Below are 17,652 nucleotides of genomic sequence, written 5' to 3'. Positions count from 1 at the left end.
CTCGACCTTTCAGGTTGGCCCGCGCCCCTACTCGCTCCGTCTCAGCAGCGCCACTAGGTCGTCGCTCCAGAACTGTGCCCAGGTGTGGGTGCCGTGACCATGGGTCGCGGCAGATTCGGGAATCAGGCGGAACGTCGCGTTCGGCATCTTGCCGACCATGGCCTCGGCGATGTGCAGGCCGGGCGGGTTGATGAAGTCGTCGCCGGAGTTGATCCACGCCACCGGCACCGTGATGCTAGCAAGCTTTGCCGACGGGTCGTAGGTCCGCGAGGCGTCGAGCTGGTAGATCGTGTCGTTGGCATCACCGTCCGCCAGCCGCGTCTCGACCCGGCCGTCGAGCCACGTCTCGACGGCCGCGCGGGTCGGCATGTCGGCCTGCATCCGCACCGGCGCGCCGCCCGCCACCAGCGTCAGCGCGGTCGCGGTGCGCATGCCCTCGACCGGCTGGCGGATGTAGTCGCCATTCGCATAGGCCGGGTCGGCCTTGATCGCGTCGATCGACAGCTTGCGCCACATGCGGTTGCGCCCGGCGATCTCGACCGGCAGGCACGCCAGCGGCATCAGCGCGCGGGCGAAACCGGGGTAGGCCTCGCCCATCACGAAGGCGTGCATGCAGCCCATCGAGGTGCCCATGACAAGGCGCAGCTGCGGGATCTTCAGCCCATCGACGACCAGCGCGTGGTTGGCGGCGACCATGTCGGTGTAGTCGTAGTGCGGGAAGCGCGCGTGCAGCCCGTCGCTCGGCTTCGACGACTTGCCGTGGCCGATGCCGTCCGGGAGGATGACGTAGGTGCGGGTGATATCGAGCGGCTGGCCGGGTCCATACAGCCGGTCGGCGAACTGCGGCTGCAGGAACTGCTTGCCGGTCCCGCCGGTGCCGTGGAGGACCATGACGGCGTTGTCGATCCGGCCCTTGGCATCGCGGTGCGGCTTGCCCAGCGTGGTGTAGTGGAGGCGCAGCTCGGGCAGCGTCTCGCCGCTGGCGAAGGCGAAGTTGCGGACGGTGAAGTCGGCCTCCGTGATCGGCCATTTCGAGGTTGCGGCGGGTGCCGGACCGGGTGAAGCGGGGGCGGTGGTGGCTGGCGCGGCAGCGGCGACGACGGCGGCAATCAGGCTGATGAGCATGAGGCGAGGCTAGCGGGATCGGCGGGAGGGTCAACGGCCGCGCCCAATGTCGTGACAGGGTCTTGAGCCACAGCTCCGAACCCGGCCATCGTCGACGGCCCGGTAGCGAGCGCCGCGAGGAGGCCGAAAGCGACCTGCAGGAACCGGCGAGCGGCGCGCTCCTCGTCGAAGAGCGGTCCAAAGTTGACACAAGTTCACGCCCAGCGAGAGTTTTATTGCGCGACCACCGCTTGCCCTCTCCCTTCTTCAAGGGGTTGGTGGCTGCGAGCGCCTTCGCGCGCCCTGCCGCGACACGGCGGCAGGAGCGGAGCAATTGCTCCGTACCCGCCAACTCGTTGAAGAGGCAGGCGAGCCGCGAGAATGTCGTTTGGTGTTTCATGTCTTCTATGTACCATATCGGCACATCTGTAGGACACAATGTTCTCGATCGGCTTCAGTCAGTATCATATCGAGTGACCGTTAGTGGTGGTTAGGCGACTGTCTGGTCTTCGAGCCAAGATGCCAAAATGTGCCTTTCGGCACCAGCTTTAGACAAGCTCCCACCATGTTTCTGATTTCAGAGGCGTTAGCCGCTCAACAGCCGCAAGGACGGGATGAGTCAGGAGCCATTCGGAGAAAGCCGGAAGATCGGCCTTGCTCCAGCACCAACGTTCTCCCGATCCGATAGAAATTAGTGCCTTCGAAGGACTGTAGAAGCTTGTCAGGTGGAATTGGCTAAACACGTTATCGTCATCATCCCGTTCGATCTCGATGAACTGCCTGGTCAGGCCAATTTCGAAGCGTAGCCCCGCTCCCCAATCGTAAGCACCAAATTCGAATAGCAACCCGTCGCCCCGCTCTTCAACCAACCCATCGACCGGACAATTGACATAGAAAGACATCACCGCCGCGAATAGCTCCTTGACGGATAACTCAACGCCAGTGGAGCCGACCCTCCGATCAAATATCTCGACCGACTTTGATGCGTCCATCTCGCTCTCTCCCTGATTGATAAACCGCTAACAGGGTAGGCGGATCATAAAGATGGCGAAGTATGGGCAGAAACTGTCATCCCGGCGAGGTGAACGAATGGCCGCTTTTGGATTGCCGCCGACCGCGCTGAAGGTCCAAGATTGGCGGTAGTTGCCATCGCAATTCTACTGTCGGCATAGCCGGTCGCAGCTGGGCAACGGCGCGCCGGACGAGGCACCGGGAGGCCCGTCCCAGCGAATGCAAACCCCCGCCGCTCCACGAAGATCATCTGTGCCATGAAGGCCAGCAATTGCTGCAGCCATCGTGAGGATCTGTATCATCGCTGCATGGTGACAGCCGAGCCGAGGGTCGGCAATCAAGTGATCTGACCGCCACCTTGATCGGCAATTTCTGCGCGATTTGCGCCATGGCGTTTGCCCTCTAAGCTGCGGCCGCTAAATCAAGGGGCGGCGCGATGAAGATGATGCTGGCGGCAGTAGCGACCCTGCTCGCGACCTCCGCGCTGGCCGCCTCCCCCGACACGGTCATCACCAACGGCCTGATCTACGACGGCCTCGGCGGCGTGCCCTACAAGGGCTGGGTCGCGGTCAGTGGCGACCGGATCACGGCGACCGGCACCGGCAAGGCGCCCGCCGCGAAGCGCACCCTCGACGCGCACGGCCTCGCGGTCGCGCCGGGCTTCGTCAACATGCTGAGCTGGTCGACCGAGAGCCTGATCGCCGATGGTCGGGCGCTCAGTGACCTCAAGCAGGGCGTCACCCTCGAAGTCATGGGCGAGGGCGATTCGATGGGGCCGCTGAGCCCGGCGCTGAAGGCCTATGCGCTCAAGCAGCAGTCGGACATCAAGTACCCGATCACCTGGACGACGCTCGGCGAATACCTGGCCTTCCTCGAGAAGCGCGGCATCGCGCCCAACGTCGCGAGCTTCGTCGGGGCGACGACGGTGCGCGAAGACATCGTCGGCTTCGATGACATCGACCCGACACCGGCCCAGCTCGACCAGATGCGTGCGCTGGTTCGGCAGGCGATGAAGGAAGGTGCGGTCGGGGTCGGTTCATCGCTGATCTACGCACCCGCCAGTTACGCCAAGACCCCGGAGCTGATCGCGCTGGCGACCGAGAGCGCCAAGTGCGGCGGCATGTACATCAGCCACATGCGCTCCGAGGGCGACCGGCTGGTCGAGGCGGTCGACGAGCTCATCGAGATCGCGCGCAAGTCCGGCGGGCCGGCCGAGATGTACCACATGAAGCAGGCGGGCCGCGCCAACTGGGGCAAGATCGACACCGTCATCGCGCGGGTCGAGGCGGCGCGGGCGGCGGGCATCCGGATCACGGCGGACATGTACAACTACACCGCCGGAGCGACCGGGCTGGACGCCGCAATGCCGACATGGGTTCAGGCCGGCGGCTACGACAAATGGGCCGAGCGGTTACGCGATCCCGCGATCCGGGCGCGGGTGATCGCCGAGATGAAGCAGCCGGGCAAGGATTGGGAGAACCTGCTCCTCGCCACCGGTTCCCCTGACCGGGTGCTGCTGCTCGGCTTCAAGAACCCGAAGCTGAAGCCGCTGACCGGCAAGACTCTGACCGAGGTCGCCAAGCTGCGCGGCACCTCGCCCGAGGACACCGTCATCGACCTGGTGATCGAGGACGGCAGCCGCGTCGGCACCGCCTATTTTCTGATGGACGAGGCCAATGTCCGCCGCCAGACCGCGCTGCCGTGGGTCGGCTTCGGCTCCGACGCGGAGGGCTCGGCACCGGAGGGCGTGTTCCTCCAGTCCAGCACCCATCCCCGCGCCTACGGCAACGTTGCCAAGCTGCTCGGCCACTATGTCCGCGACGAGAAGACGACGACGCTGCAGGACGCGATCCGCCGCCTGACTAGTTTCCCCGTCGGCAACCTCGGCATCAAGGACCGCGGGCGGCTGGCGGCGGGAGCCTTCGCCGACGTCGTGATCTTCGACCCGGCGACGATCGCCGACCATGCCACCTACGACAAGCCGATGCAGTTCGCGACCGGGGTCGCCCAAGTCTTCGTCAACGGCGTGCAGGTGCTGAAGGACGGCGCGCCGACCGGTGCCGCGGCGGGTCGGTTCGTAAAGGGACCCGGCGCGGGCAAGTGCTCCTAAGCCTAGCAGTCGGGAGTTAACCCTGATTGGCTGATAAGATTGGCATTATCTGGTTAGTCGACGAAAAACACGTCAACCAGCGACTAATTTGGGTGCAGTGCAGCATGACGTGCGCGGGCACCTTGTTCGCCCTGCCAGCCCCTGCTAACCGCGACCTATGTCTGTCGATAGTGCTACCGTTAAGCGTATCGCGCATCTTGCGCGGATCAAGCTTGCCGACGCCGAATGCGCGCCGCTCGCGGCCGAGCTCAGCAACCTCGTCGGCTGGATCGAGCAACTGTCGGAGGTCGATACCACCGGGGTCGAGCCGATGACTGCGGTGATCCCGATCAAACTCAAATGGCGCGAGGATGTGGTCACCGACGGCCAGGACACCGGCGGCAACGTCCGCGACGCGGTGCTGAGCAATGCGCCGGCGAAGGGCTACGGCTTCTTCGCGGTCCCCAAGGTGATCGAATAGTGAGTGGCCTGACCGACCTCAGCATCGCGGCGATGCAGAAGGGCCTGCGCGCCAAGGAGTTCTCGGCGCGCGAGCTGGCGACCGAGCACAACGATGCGGTTACCGCGGCGCGCTCGCTCAACGCCTTCATCGTCGAGACGCCGGAACTGGCGCTTGCCGCGGCCGATACCGCCGACGCCGCATTGGCGTCCGGCACGGCTGGCCCACTGAGCGGCATTCCGCTCGGCATCAAGGACCTGTTCTGCACCAAGGGTGTGCAGACCACGGCGGCGTCGAAGATCCTCGAGGGCTTCATCCCCGAGTACGAATCGACCGTCACAGCCAAGCTGTTCGCCGACGGCGCGGGCATGCTCGGCAAGCTCAACATGGACCAGTTCGCGATGGGCTCCTCGAACGAGACCAGCGCCTATGGCAACGTCGTGTCGCCCTGGCGCGCGCGCGGCTCGAACCGCCCGCTGGTGCCGGGCGGCAGCAGCGGCGGGTCGGCGGCGGCGGTGGCGGCACGTCTGTGCGCGGGCGCGACCGGCACCGACACCGGCGGCTCGATCCGCCAGCCCGCGGCGTTCGTTGGCATCGCTGGCATCAAGCCGACCTACGGGCGCTGCTCGCGCTGGGGCGTGGTGGCGTTCGCGTCGTCGCTCGACCAGGCCGGGCCGATGGCGCGCGACGTCCGCGACTGCGCGATCCTGCTGAAGTCGATGTGCGGCTACGACCCCAAGGACTCAACCTCGCTCGACATGGCGGTGCCCAACTTCGAGGCGATGCTGACCGGGGACCTGCGCGGCGTCCGCATCGGCGTGCCGACCGAATACCGCATCGACAGCCTCGACCCGACCATATCGGCCTTGTGGGAGCAGGGCCTGGCCTGGCTCCGTGACGCCGGCGCGACGACCGTCGACGTGTCGCTGCCCCACACCAAATACGCCCTGCCGGCTTATTATATCGTCGCGCCTGCCGAGGCGTCGTCAAACCTCGCACGCTACGACGGCGTCCGCTACGGGCTGCGCGTCCAGCCGGAGGGCGGCAACCTCGCGGACATGTACGAAGCGACCCGCGCGGCGGGCTTCGGCCCCGAGGTCAAGCGCCGCATCATGGTTGGTACCTACGTGCTGTCGGCGGGCTTCTACGACGCTTATTACCAGCAGGCACAGCGCGTCCGGACGCTGATCGCGCGCGACTTCGCGACCGCGTTCGAGGCCTGCGACCTGCTCCTGACCCCGACCGCGCCCTCGGCGGCGTTTGCTGCGGGCGACAAGGCCGACCCGCTCGAGATGTACCTGAACGACGTCTTCACCGTGCCCGCCTCAATGGCCGGGCTGCCGGCGATGAGCGTGCCGGCGGGACTGTCCGCGAGCGGCCTGCCGCTTGGCCTGCAGATCATCGGACCGGCGTTCGCGGAAGCAGCGGTGCTAAATGCTGGCCATGCGATCGAGCGCGCCGCAGGGTTTGCGGCGCGGCCCGATCGCTGGTGGTGATGCCCGGGGCCTGCTTCTCGCGCCGTGCGGTCCAGGCTGACAAACGGGCGCGGGCGGTGTGAGCCACAGCGCCCGGCCCTACCTGACCGGACTGTTGGCGGCGCTGGCGTTCTGCTGGATATCGATCTGGAACGGCTATCCGCTCGTCTACGAGGATACGCTGAGCTACCTCGAACGCCCGGCAACCGCCGCGGCAGCAACGGCGGGCATCGACAGCGAGTGGGCCAATCATGCCAAGCTCAGCCGCGTCGGCATAACCGTCGCAACGGCGTCGCATGCCGGACCCGCCACTCCGCCGGCGGCAAAGGGCTACGACTCGACCTTCAAGTCGGGCCGCTCGATCTATTACGGCATCCCCGCCTATCTGCTTAGCCTCGTCGGCGGTCTTTGGGCGGTCGTCGCAGCGCAGGCCGTGCTGCTCAGCATCGTGCTGGCGCTGCTTTGGTACCGCTGCCTGGGACTGACCTCGAACGGCGGCTTCGCAGTGCTGATCGGGGCGATGGCCGTCGCCACATCGGCGGGGCTGTTCGTCAACCTGGTGATGCCCGACTTGCTTGGCGGCCTGCTGATCCTCAGCCTGTCGATGCTGCTGGCATTCTGGGGCCGCCTCGGGCGCAGTGACCGGATCTTCCTCGCCGCTGCCGCCACCCTGGCGGTCGTCGCGCACGATAGCCACCTCGCGCTCGGCGTCGCGGTCGTTGCGGGAGCAGCATTGGTCGCGCGCCTGATCCCGGCGCGCTGGCGCGAAGGCATCAGCGGTCCTGCCCTCGGCACCGGCGCGCTGGTCGTCGTTATCGGTGTCGTCGCGAGTGTAGCCTTCGGCGTCGCGGTCAAGTCGGTGACCGGGCAGCCGCCCGCGCGACTACCGCACCTGACCGCGCATCTCGTCGGCAAGCCGGTGCTTGCCGAGTTTCTGGCAACCAACTGCGAGGGAGCGTCGCCGGCCTGGGCGGTTTGCGCTTATCGGGCACGATTGCCGCTGGTCTGGACCTCGTTCCTATTCGAAAGCCGCCCTGGCATCGGCACCTTCGCCACCTCCGGCTCCCACCACAAGCTCGCGATCAGCGAGCAGGACATGCCGCTGATGCTCGCCGTGCTGCGCGCGAGACCTGCCGAGACCATCATGATGATGCTCGACGACGCCGCGCTCCAGCTCGCGTCGTTTTCGTACGATGACCTCGCCCCGCGCGAGAAGGCCAACTACATCGACCACAACTTTCCGCCCAGCGTCCGCTCCGCCGTGCACGCGAGCCGACTGTGGCAGGACAGCCGCCCGCTGTCGTTCCTGTCGGTCGTCGAGCAGGTCGGTGTGGTCGTCGCGCTGCCGGCGTTCGTGTTGGCGTTGTACGTCCTGCGCCGCCGCGGCCGCGCGGATGGCCGCGGCGTTGCGGTACTTGGCGGACTGATCATTGCCGGCGTCGTTGCCAACGCCTTCATCTGCGGCGGCCTGGCCTCGCCTTACGACCGGTTCCAGGCGCGCGTCGTCTGGCTGATCCCGCTGCTGGCGATCATCGCAATCGCCGCACTTATTTTTCCCGCGCCCGCCACCACCACCCGCGAACCGTGATAAGGACCGCATCCATGTCCGGCACCGACACGACCCTCGCCCCACCCCGCGCGACGCGGCTCAGCGACTATCTCGCGATCGCCCGCTTCGACCACGCGACCAAGCACGTCTTCGTCGTGCCGGGCATGGTGCTCGCCTACCTGATGCGCGGCGTGCAGTCGCCCGACCCGCTGCTCGACATCGTGCTGGGCTTCATCTGCGCGGTCTGCATCGCGTCGGCGAACTACACCATCAACGAGTACCTCGACCGCGACTTCGACGCGCTCCACCCGACCAAGTCGGCACGGACCGCGGTCCAGGTCACCCTCGACCCGCGCCTCGTCGGCCTCGAATGGGTGATCTTCGTCGGGCTCGGGCTGACCGCAGCCGCGTTTGCCAGCATGACCATGTTCTGGGTCGCGGTGGTCTTCGCCGGCCAGGGCATCGTCTACAACGTCCGGCCGCTGCGGTCGAAGGACGTGCCCTATTTCGACGTCGTCAGCGAGGCGATCAACAACCCGCTGCGGATGATGATCGGCTGGGCGATGATCGACCCGTACACGCTGGCGCCGTCATCGGTGCTGCTGGCGTATTGGACCGGCGGCGGCTTCCTGATGACCGCCAAGCGCCTGTCCGAGTACCGCGACATCACCGCCTCGCACGGTCGTGACCTGCTGACCCGCTACCGCGCCAGCTTCGCCGGCTATTCGGAGGCCAGCCTGATCGTGGCGTGCCTGACCTACGCCCTGCTCAGCGGCTTCTTCATCGCGGTCTTTCTGGTCAAGTACCGTATCGAGTATGTCCTCGCGCTGCCGGCCTTCGCGGCGCTGTTCGCGCAGTACATGGCGCTGTCGCTGCAGACCGGATCGGTCGCGCAGAAGCCCGAGCGGCTGTTCTCCGAGAAGCGCCTGATCGGGGTCGTCGTCATCCTTGTCGCGCTACTGGCGGTGTGCACCTTCGTCGACATGCCCTGGCTCGCTGCGCTGACCACGCAGAGCTTCATCCTGGTCAAGTAGCTTGGCCGGTTTCGACTGGTCGTCGGTCCAGCCGCATTGCCTCGCCTGATTTGCTCCCGCGGCGGGGGTCGTTGCCTCATTTAAAATGCTCTCGAGATTGTTCGGGAGCGAGCTATGAGGACGGTGAGCATGGCAACGCGTACGGAGCTGGTCGCTGCGATCAGCGAACGGTACCGATCGGCTGATCGAGCAAGCAAGGGCCGGGTGCTGGACGAGTTCGTTGCGGTGACGGGATTTCACCGCAAGCATGCGATGCGGCTGATGCGGGCGGGCCCCGCGGTCACGACGGCGAACGTCCGCATCGAGCGTCGGATCTACGACGAGGCGGCCCGGACCGCGCTTATCGTGCTCTGGGAGGCGGCGGATCGGCTGTGCGGCAAGCGATTGCGACCGCTCATTCCGATCCTGCTGGAGGCGATGGAGCGCCATGGCCATCTGGACTTGGCGCCGGCGGTGAGGTCGCAGCTGACGAAGATGAGCGCGGCAACGATCGATCGCGTGCTTCGCGCCGCAAAGGCCGGTAATCGCAAACCGCGGCGACGTGGTGTCGCGGGAACGGCGCTCCGGCAAAGCGTACCGATCAGGACGTTTGACGACTGGGACAATCCGGCACCGGGGTATGTCGAAGCCGATCTCGTATCGCACAGCGGTCCGGTCGCGAAGGGAAGCTTTGCGTGGACGTTCACGTTGACTGACATCGCGACCGGCTGGACTGAGTGCGCGCCGCTACTGGTTCGCGAGCAGACGGTGCTCGTCGCGGTGCTTAGCGAGGTGCGCAGGCTGATGCCGTTCCCGCTGCTGGGGTTCGACACTGACAACGATAGCGTCTTCATCAACGAGACGGTGCGCGATTACTGCGCTGCCTCCGACATCGCGTTCACGCGCTGCCGACCCTATCGCAAGAACGACCAGGCATGGGTGGAGCAAAAGAACGGATCAGTCGTGCGCCGCCTGGCTGGCTATCGTCGCTTCGAGGGGCTGGAGGCGACCGTTGCGCTGGCTGAGCTGTACGCGGCGTCGCGCCTGTTCGTGAACTTCTTCCAGCCCTCGTTCAAGCTGGCCGAGAAGCACCGCGACGGTGCGCGGGTTCGCAAGCGCTATCATGCACCAGCGACGCCCTATCAGCGGTTGCTCGACGATCCGCGGGTATCTGATAAGACCCGGACACGCGTGCGTGCGATCTTTGCCGACCTCGATCCCGTCCGCTTGCTGCGCGATATCAGGGCGGCCCAACAGCGGCTGGTCGCCCTTGCCGACATGGTCAGCCCAGTACCGGTGAGCGAGCAGCCCGCGGCCCCACCATTGGACGCGTTCCTCTCCAGCTTGCAAACGATATGGCAGGGCGGTGAAGCGCGACCGACTGCATCCAATAAACCGGTCATCAAGCGCGGTCGTCGCCGTCCCGATCCGCTGATCGAGGTGAGCGAGCAGTTGAAGCGCTGGTTCGAGGACGAGCCGTGGCGCACCGGCAGGGAGCTGCTGGAAAAACTTCAGGTCGAGCGGCCCGACAACTATCCCGATGGCCTGATCCGTACCGTCCAGCGCCGCCTTAAGGTCTGGCGGTCCGAATACGCTCACGCACTGGTGTTCACTCATTCCGGGCTGGCGGCGGAATCTCCTACGGATACGGCGATGCCGGTGTCGGTGCTAGTCGAAGGTTGATGGGACGCTGCTCCGCTTCGCCTACGGCTCCGCTCCACAGCGTCCCATCAACCGGGAATCGACCTCGCCTGGTGATCGGCGTAGGGGAACACTCTGGTGAGGCAACGGCATCACCGCTCGGGAACATCTTCTCGTGAGGCAACACGCAGCTCGTCGTGTTCGACGTCGACGGTACCCTCTACCGCCAGAAGCCATTGCGCTGGACGATGCTGAGGATGCTGGCGCGCGATGCTCTTGCCAGTCGCAGCCCCCGCACGCTCAAGGTCCTCGCCGACTACCGCCGCGAGCGCGAGGCGCTGGCCGACGACGGGGTCGAGGACTTCGACGCCAAGCTTATCGCTGGTGTCGCTGCCCGCACCCGCCTTGCCCCTGCGGTCGTCGAGGGCATCGTCGCGGACTGGATCGAGACTCGCCCCCTGCCCCACCTGCGTCGCGCCATGGTCACCGGGGCGCCCGCGCTATTCGAAGCCCTGCGCCGTAGCGGCCGCACAATCGGCGTGCTCTCGGACTATCCCGCCGTCGCCAAGATCGCCGCGCTGGGTCTTGAGGCCAACCACATCGTCGCCGCCCGCGACGTTGGCCTGATGAAGCCAAGCGCGCGTGGCCTGCTCGCCGTGATCGCCGCTGCCGGTGCCTCGCCCGCCGCCACAGTAATGATCGGCGACCGCGACGAGCGCGACGGGGCCGCCGCCGATGCCGCCGGGGTCCGCGTCCTGCTGCGCTCCAGCCCGCCGGTCGCCGGCCGGGTCACCTTCGCCGACTTCACCGACCCGGTGTTCGCGCCGCTGCTTGCCGGAACCGCCTGATGGACATGGTCAAGCTCCGCCGCCAGGGCAGCCGCTACCTGCTGACCGGAGGCTCGGCAGCGGTCGTCGACACCGGGATTTTTGCGCTCGAACTGGCGGCGGGCGTGCCGCTGATCCCCGCCGCGACGCTGAGCTTCCTCGTCGCCACCGTGGTCAACTACCTGCTGACCTCGCGCTTCGTCTTCCACCGCGAGCCGACGCTGCGGCGCTACCTGATGTTCCTCGCGGCCGCGAGCCTCGGCCTCGTGCTCAACGTCGCGCTGACCGCGTTCCTCGCCGCGCACACGCCGCTGCCGCCGGTCGCCGCGAAGGTCGCCAGCATCGCGGTCACCTTCATCTTCAACTTCGCGGTCAACGCGCTCTTGGTCTTCCGTCACGCGCCGGAGTAGAAGCCTCGCATGAGCGAAACCTACACCCTGCCCGGCCGCGACGGCGACTGGGAGATCGTCGTCGGCCTCGAGGTGCACGCCCAGGTCACCAGCGCCTCCAAGCTGTTCTCCGGCGCCTCCGCGACCTATGGCGGCGAGCCCAACACGCATGTCAGCCTGGTCGACGCGGCGATGCCCGGGATGCTGCCCGTCCTCAACGGCGAGTGCGTCCGCCAGGCGGTCCGCACCGGCATGGCGCTCGGCGCGCAGATCAACCGCTGGTCGCGCTTCGACCGAAAGAACTACTTCTACGCCGACCTGCCCCAGGGCTATCAGATCAGCCAGCTGTACCACCCCATCGTCGGCGAGGGTGCCCTCACCGTCGAACCGGAAGGCGAAGCGCCCAAGACCATCGGCATCGAGCGCATCCACCTCGAGCAGGACGCCGGCAAGTCGGTCCACGACCAGTCGCCGGGCGAGAGCTACGTCGACCTCAACCGCTCCGGCGTCGCCCTGATGGAGATCGTCTCCAAGCCCGACATGCGCTCGCCGGCACAGGCTGGGGCGTACGTGCGGAGCCTGCGCGAGGTCCTGCGCTACGTCAGCAGCTGCGACGGCAACATGGACGAGGGCAGCATGCGCGCCGACGTCAACGTCAGCGTCCGCAAGCCCGGCGCAGAGTTCGGCACCCGCACCGAGACCAAGAACGTCAACTCGGTGCGCTTCGTCATGGCGACGATCGAGTTCGAGGCGCGCCGCCAGATCGAGGTCATCGAAGCCGGCGGCACCATCGTCCAGGAAACCCGCCTGTTCGACCCCGACAAGGGCGTCACCCGTTCGATGCGGTCGAAGGAGGACGCGCACGACTACCGCTACTTCCCCGACCCCGACCTGCTCCCGGTCGAGCTCGACGACGCCTTCATGGCCGACTGCGCCGCGAGCCTGCCCGAGCTGCCCGCCGCCAAGCGCACGCGCTTCGAGGACGGGCTCGGCATCAGCCCCTACAACGCCGCCGTACTAACCGCCGACAAGGACACCGCCGACTGGTTCGAGGCATTGCTGGGCACCGGTGCGCCCGCCAAGGCCGCCGCCAACTGGGTCATCTCCGACCTGTTCGGCGCGCTCAACCGCCTCGGCAAGGACATCACCAACTCACCCGTCAGCCCCACCGCCGGGGGCGAGCTCCTCGCCCTGACCGCCGACGGCACGCTGTCCGGCCCGCTCGCCAAGCAGGTCTTCGAGATCATGCTCGAGACCGGCGACGCCCCGGCCGCGATCGTCGAGGCGCGCGGCCTGCGCCAGGTCAGCGACACTGGCGCGATCGACGCCGCCATCGCCACGATCCTCGCGGCCAACACCGACAAGGTCGCCCAGTACAAGGCCGGCAAGGAGGCGCTGTTCGGCTTCTTCGTCGGCCAGACGATGAAGGCAATGGCCGGCAAGGCAAGCCCGGGCGTCGTCAACGAGCGGCTGAAGGCGGCACTCGCCTAGAGCGTCCCGGTCAACCGCCCCGACTCGCGGCCGCACCAGCCTCCGGCATTCGCCTTCGCGCCCGTGCAATACTTGGCGCCCTTCACGTGAACTCGTTAAGCCGACCCACCGGGCGATTGCTCCGGAATTCACGCGAAGAACGCTAAGGGTTCCAGGGTCGAGGAGCCTTGTCGTTACCGTATAGGACCGCGCAAACCGACGTGTGGACAGCGTCGAATATGAACGAGAGTTGTCAGAGTTAATGCCCACGCGTATTCTGCGATTCGGCTGTCACGTCGCCGGATTGCAGGAATCCGGCTGCCGGGCTGACACTCAGCGATGAGAAAAACCGCGTGCCCGAGACATCGGCGCGACCATATTGTACCGGATAGGTGAGCTGTAGGACAGCGCCAACGAAGCGCGCCACTGAGTGCGATGCGTCAGAGCGACGTCGCCGCTTCGCGTCTTGCATTTTGCTCTGCATCGCGCACCGCCTGCGCCGCATCGCGGCGGCCTTGTGCTGCATCGCGACGGGCCTGGGCGACATCGCGCATCGCATCGCGCTGATCGGCACGCGACTCCGCCATCGCTTCGCGCTGGGCTTCGCTGGCCGCGGTCATCTGCTCGCGGACCGCAGCGAGCTGGACACTGGCGTCGGCCACAGCCTGACGCGCGCTGGCCATCGCCGCGTCGATTTCGGCCCGGATAGCGTTCCGATCGATGGGGTATTCGGCCTGCCACGACAGGCTCACATCATGGGCACCCTGCCTATATTCCGGGGGTGTCGGGGGTGCCGGCGGAGCCTCGGGCGCCGGCGGCACCTCGGCGATACGCTTCGAGTTTGGTGCACGCGGTGCAGCGGGTCGCGCCGGGGGCCGAGGCATTTCGGCAAGCATGGCCGTTCTCTCACGCTCGGCCCGCTCTGCACCGCGCTCGGCGACGCGCCGTCCCGCCTCGGCCTGGGCGACGTCGTGCTCGATGCGGCGGCGCTCGGCCGGGGTGGCGCGGCGGGTGTGGCCGTCATGGGTGATGGTGATGTTGTCACCCGTCCCCGTGATGAACGTCATGTGGTGCGTCGGCGTCTTGGCGGGCGCGGCGACCGTCGATGCCGTCGCGACCAGTCCGCCGCCGACCAGCACCGCCGCCAGTGCCGCCCCGCCGAGGCGCAGGGCGCGACTTTTCCGACCGTCGATCATGATCAAGATCCTTCGTTTCATCGTACCCGCATGGTTCAGCGCACAGGCTGCGCCGGGGACGCGGCAGCTGGCGGACTTGAGGATCGCGGTGCCGTAGGCATAGCGGCGCTCGTCGCTCTCGGCCCCGAGCACGGTCGCATCGCAGGCCGCTTCCTGGTCGTCGCGGAAAGCGCGGTAGGCGAAGTGCGCAACCGGGTTGAACCAGTGCAGCGACAGCAGCGCCAGCCCGGCGAGGTTCGCCACGAGGTCGCCGCGGCAATGGTGCGCAGTCTCGTGGGCAAGTGCGAGGCGGCGTTCCTCGGGAGTGAAGCGCTCGGCGAAATCGTTGGGCAGCAGGATACGCCGGCGCAGGACGCCCGCCGCCATCGGGCCGGCGATGCCGGGGCCCTGACGGACCTCGATGCCCGCCGCGTGGGTCAGCGCCGCGGAACCCTCCAGGGACCGCTCCATGAAGATGTGGTGGGACACGAGCTGCCACGCGAAGTAGCCGACCGCGCCGATCAGCCAGGTTGCGAGCAGCACGACCGCCCAGTCGGTACCGGCGTCGACCGGCGGCGGTGGCGGCATATTGGTCAGCCCGACCATCCGGGGCGGATCGAAGACCATCGCCGCGTTTCCCGGCATCCACTCGCCCGGCAGCGACGGCAACAGCATCCGCAACGCCGGCAGCAGCCAAAGCGCGTACGCCACGGTCGGCCCGAAGACGCGCGTCACCGGCCGCCGTACCGCGAGCACGACCAGCATCAGCAGCATCGACGCGACCATCGCGCCGCCGAACCAGGCCAGGGTCCCGCTCATGCCTTGAGCTCCTTCAGCAGCGCCTCGAGCCCGGCGATGTCCTCGTCCGACAGGCGGTTCTGGCCCGCGAGATGAGCGACCAGAGGCGTCGCGCGCCCGCCGAACAGCCGGTCGACAAAACGCTCCGACTCGCGCGCGACATAGGCGTCGCGCTCGACCGCCGGCCGGTACAGGTAGCGCCGCCCCTCCTCGACGTGGCTGAGCACGCCCTTGGTGAGCAGGCGGCCGAGCATCGTCTTGACGGTACGCTCGTTCCAGTTGCGATCGGCGACACGCTCGGCCACCTCCGCGGCGCCGAGTGGCGACTCGGCCCACAGGGCTTCCATGATCGCGTGCTCGCCTTCGCTGATCCGCTCCGACACTCGACAACCTCTCGATTACACACGTAGTCGCTACCGATTACAGCTGTGGTCGTCAAGCGCGATCTAGCTTGCTATCGCCCTGGATCGAAATCGCATCCGTCTTGGTTCAAGTTTATTAATGAAGTCTTTACTTTCAAACCGCGCCGCCGTTATGAAGATTGTGATCGTGACGGGGGTGTCACGACCGGGTGTAGGGGTGTTTGCAAATGGTTCGTGTAGCGTATCTGGGTACGGCGCTTTGTGCGCTCGCGTCGGCGATTCCCGCGTCCGCGGCGACCTTGCTGACCTGGGACTTCGGTCGTCCGAGTGGCATCGTCAACGTCGCCTCGGTCGCCAAGACCAGCAGCGGTGTCACCCTGACGGCAACGGCACTGCGCTTCACCGCGTTGCCGGATACATTGACCTCACTCAGCCAGACTAGTGCCACGGGACAGATCCAGCAGGCGGTGCCGGGAATCGGCGTCAAGGGCGGCGCCTCGGACCCGCAACTCGACACCAACACGCCGACCGCGCGGGAGGGCATCCTCATCAGCGGCAGCGAGGATTTCTCGATCCGTGGCCTGAAGCTGTCCTACATCGACAGTGACGACACCCTGCAGCTGTACGGCGTCAATGCCGACAACTCGCTGATTGCGCTCGGCTTCGGGGGAATCATCAAGACCGGCCTCGCCGGTGCCGCCAGCGCCACCTACAGCGCCGCCAACTCCGGCACGGTGATCCTGAACCTGTTGAGCCCGACGACTTATTACACCCGCTACCTGTTCACGACGCGGGTTGGCGGCGAGACGCTCTACCTCGGTGCGCGGGGCCAGGGTTACCAGATCGACTCCATCAACGGTGCCGTGCCCGAGCCGGCAAGCTGGGCGATGATGATCGCCGGCTTCGGAGCGGTCGGCGTCGCAGCCCGTCGTCGCCGCACCTTCATGGTCGCCGCCTAGACCCCGACCGCGCTAACGATCGACCGCGACACTCCGCCACTTGCCTCGCCCAGTGGTGGAACATAAACTGAACGCGTGGCTCATCTCGACACCCGCGCGAAGCTCGCCATCCTCGCCGATGCAGCGAAATACGACGCCAGTTGCGCATCGTCGGGGACGGCGAAGCGCAACTCGGTCGGCGGCAAGGGCCTCGGCTCGACCGAGGGATCTGGCATCTGCCACAGTTATGCGCCCGACGGGCGCTGCATCTCGCTGCTGAAGATCCTGCTGACCAACAGCTGCATCTTCGACTGCCATTATTGCATCAACCGCCGCTCCTCGAACGTCCGGCGGGCCAAGTTCACCGTCGACGAGGTCGTCCGGCTGACGCTGAGCTTCTACAAGCGTAATTATATCGAGGGCCTGTTCCTGTCGTCGGGGATCATCGGCTCGTCGAACTACACGATGGAAGCGATGGTCCGGGTCGCGCGGACACTCCGCCTCGACCATGATTTCCGCGGCTACATCCACCTCAAGTCGATCCCCGACGCCGACCCGGCGCTGCTCGATCAGGCCGCGCTGTACGCCGACCGGCTGTCGATCAACGTCGAACTGCCGACCGTCGAGGGACTCGGCAAGCTCGCCCCCGAAAAGGACGCGGTCCGCATCCGCACCGCCATGTCGGGGCTGAAGGCCGGCATCGCCGAGAACAAGGAGGCGCGCGCCAAGTACCGCAGCGCGCCGAAGTTCGCGCCCGCCGGCCAGTCGACACAGATGATTGTCGGGGCCGATGCCGCCGACGACAGCGCGGTCGTCGCCAGTGCCTCGTCGCTTTACGGCAAGTTCGGGCTGCGGCGGGTCTATTACTCGGCGTTTTCGCCGATCCCTGACGCGAGCGCGGTGTTGCCGCTCGTCCAGCCACCATTGATGCGCGAGCATCGGCTGTACCAGGCCGATTGGCTGATGCGCTTCTACGGCTTCGGGGTCGCGGAGGTTCAGGGCGCGACCGACGACGGCATGCTGCCGCTCGACATCGACCCCAAGACCGCGTGGGCGCTGAAGCACCGCGAGCAGTTTCCGATGGACGTCAACCTCGCCCCGCGCGAGCACCTGCTCCGCGTGCCGGGCCTCGGCGTCAAGGCGGTCAACGCAGTGCTGCGGGCGCGGCGGCAGCGGCGGCTGAGCCTCGCCGATATTGGTCGGCTGACGCGTGGGATCGAGAAGCTGCGGCCCTTCCTGATCGCCTCCGATTGGCGTCCGGTGGCGCTGGCCGAGCGTGACGACCTGCGACCGCGGCTGGTCAAGGCGGAGCGATCGCAGCTGGAACTGTTCGGCTGACCGAGCACTGAAG

General features: G+C 66.8%; 14 protein-coding genes and 1 pseudogene. 11 read left to right on the top strand and 4 right to left on the bottom strand.

Features of this window, described 5'->3' with window-relative positions:
* Nucleotides 1-27: 27 nt before the first annotated feature.
* Complete coding sequence (locus KX816_04130; GenBank protein ID QXQ07241.1) at nt 28-1,125, bottom strand: alpha/beta fold hydrolase; 1,098 nt, start codon at nt 1,123-1,125, stop codon at nt 28-30.
* A gap of 527 nt (nt 1,126-1,652) precedes the next feature.
* Nucleotides 1,653-2,096, bottom strand: a complete 444-nt coding sequence (locus KX816_04125; protein QXQ07240.1) for a hypothetical protein — start codon at nt 2,094-2,096, stop codon at nt 1,653-1,655.
* Nucleotides 2,097-2,551: 455 nt separating this feature from the next.
* Here KX816_04125 and KX816_04120 point away from each other — a divergent pair, with 455 nt between their 5' ends.
* The 9 genes from KX816_04120 (at nt 2,552) to gatB (ending at nt 13,049) form a co-directional block, all read left to right on the top strand.
* A complete protein-coding gene (locus KX816_04120; protein ID QXQ07239.1) occupies nt 2,552-4,225 on the top strand; it encodes a D-aminoacylase in 1,674 nt (557 codons plus the stop codon).
* A 157-nt stretch (nt 4,226-4,382) separates the two neighbouring features.
* Nucleotides 4,383-4,685, top strand: a complete 303-nt coding sequence (gatC, locus tag KX816_04115) for an Asp-tRNA(Asn)/Glu-tRNA(Gln) amidotransferase subunit GatC (protein QXQ07238.1) — start codon at nt 4,383-4,385, stop codon at nt 4,683-4,685.
* Nucleotides 4,685-6,160, top strand: coding sequence for an Asp-tRNA(Asn)/Glu-tRNA(Gln) amidotransferase subunit GatA (gene gatA / locus KX816_04110; protein ID QXQ07237.1), 1,476 nt, complete (start codon nt 4,685-4,687; stop codon nt 6,158-6,160). Before gatC ends, gatA begins: the two co-directional genes overlap by 1 nt.
* Before the next feature lie 58 nt (nt 6,161-6,218).
* Nucleotides 6,219-7,727 (top strand): hypothetical protein, encoded by a 1,509-nt coding sequence (locus tag KX816_04105; GenBank protein ID QXQ07236.1) that lies wholly within the window; start codon nt 6,219-6,221, stop codon nt 7,725-7,727.
* 14 nt (nt 7,728-7,741) lie between these two features.
* Nucleotides 7,742-8,722, top strand: coding sequence for a UbiA family prenyltransferase (locus KX816_04100; GenBank protein ID QXQ07235.1), 981 nt, complete (start codon nt 7,742-7,744; stop codon nt 8,720-8,722).
* Nucleotides 8,723-8,836: 114 nt separating this feature from the next.
* The gene (locus tag KX816_04095; protein ID QXQ07234.1) at nt 8,837-10,384 is read left to right on the top strand and encodes a DDE-type integrase/transposase/recombinase; all 1,548 of its coding nucleotides are present in this window, start codon (nt 8,837-8,839) and stop codon (nt 10,382-10,384) included.
* A 155-nt stretch (nt 10,385-10,539) separates the two neighbouring features.
* Nucleotides 10,540-11,190 carry an HAD hydrolase-like protein gene (locus tag KX816_04090; protein ID QXQ07233.1) on the top strand — a complete coding sequence of 217 codons (651 nt, stop codon included), beginning with the start codon at nt 10,540-10,542 and terminating at the stop codon, nt 11,188-11,190.
* Nucleotides 11,190-11,579, top strand: a complete 390-nt coding sequence (locus KX816_04085; GenBank protein QXQ07232.1) for a GtrA family protein — start codon at nt 11,190-11,192, stop codon at nt 11,577-11,579. Before KX816_04090 ends, KX816_04085 begins: the two co-directional genes overlap by 1 nt.
* Before the next feature lie 9 nt (nt 11,580-11,588).
* Nucleotides 11,589-13,049, top strand: a complete 1,461-nt coding sequence (gatB, locus tag KX816_04080; protein QXQ07231.1) for an Asp-tRNA(Asn)/Glu-tRNA(Gln) amidotransferase subunit GatB — start codon at nt 11,589-11,591, stop codon at nt 13,047-13,049.
* Nucleotides 13,050-13,468: 419 nt separating this feature from the next.
* Here gatB and KX816_04075 read toward each other — a convergent pair whose 3' ends face one another.
* Both KX816_04075 and KX816_04070 read right to left on the bottom strand, forming a co-directional pair.
* Entirely contained in the window at nt 13,469-15,022 is a 1,554-nt protein-coding gene (locus tag KX816_04075; GenBank protein QXQ07230.1) for a hypothetical protein, read from the bottom strand.
* A complete protein-coding gene (locus tag KX816_04070) occupies nt 15,019-15,384 on the bottom strand; it encodes a BlaI/MecI/CopY family transcriptional regulator (protein QXQ07229.1) in 366 nt (121 codons plus the stop codon). The genes KX816_04075 and KX816_04070 overlap by 4 nt, the downstream gene beginning before the upstream one ends.
* A gap of 839 nt (nt 15,385-16,223) precedes the next feature.
* Here KX816_04070 and KX816_04065 point away from each other — a divergent pair.
* Nucleotides 16,224-16,322, top strand: a pseudogene (locus KX816_04065) (VPLPA-CTERM sorting domain-containing protein).
* A 75-nt stretch (nt 16,323-16,397) separates the two neighbouring features.
* Nucleotides 16,398-17,639 carry a putative DNA modification/repair radical SAM protein gene (locus tag KX816_04060; GenBank protein ID QXQ07228.1) on the top strand — a complete coding sequence of 414 codons (1,242 nt, stop codon included), beginning with the start codon at nt 16,398-16,400 and terminating at the stop codon, nt 17,637-17,639.
* Nucleotides 17,640-17,652 lie beyond the last annotated feature (13 nt).

This window comes from Sphingosinicellaceae bacterium (genome assembly GCA_019285715.1).
GTDB lineage: Bacteria > Pseudomonadota > Alphaproteobacteria > Sphingomonadales > Sphingomonadaceae > Glacieibacterium.
Note: the sequence above shows the minus strand (reverse complement) of the source record. Positions and strands in the feature narration are given on the sequence as shown.

Bases quoted from the DNA above. Each gene is read 5' to 3' on its own strand.
- KX816_04130 (QXQ07241.1), bottom strand. From the start codon at position 1,125: ATGCTCATCAGCCTGATTGCCGCCGTCGTCGCCGCTGCCGCGCCAGCC.
- KX816_04125 (QXQ07240.1), bottom strand. From the start codon at position 2,096: ATGGACGCATCAAAGTCGGTCGAGATATTTGATCGGAGGGTCGGCTCC.
- KX816_04120 (QXQ07239.1), top strand. From the start codon at position 2,552: ATGAAGATGATGCTGGCGGCAGTAGCGACCCTGCTCGCGACCTCCGCG.
- gatC (QXQ07238.1), top strand. From the start codon at position 4,383: ATGTCTGTCGATAGTGCTACCGTTAAGCGTATCGCGCATCTTGCGCGG.
- KX816_04100 (QXQ07235.1), top strand. From the start codon at position 7,742: ATGTCCGGCACCGACACGACCCTCGCCCCACCCCGCGCGACGCGGCTC.
- KX816_04095 (QXQ07234.1), top strand. From the start codon at position 8,837: ATGAGGACGGTGAGCATGGCAACGCGTACGGAGCTGGTCGCTGCGATC.
- KX816_04085 (QXQ07232.1), top strand. From the start codon at position 11,190: ATGGACATGGTCAAGCTCCGCCGCCAGGGCAGCCGCTACCTGCTGACC.
- gatB (QXQ07231.1), top strand. From the start codon at position 11,589: ATGAGCGAAACCTACACCCTGCCCGGCCGCGACGGCGACTGGGAGATC.
- KX816_04075 (QXQ07230.1), bottom strand. From the start codon at position 15,022: ATGAGCGGGACCCTGGCCTGGTTCGGCGGCGCGATGGTCGCGTCGATG.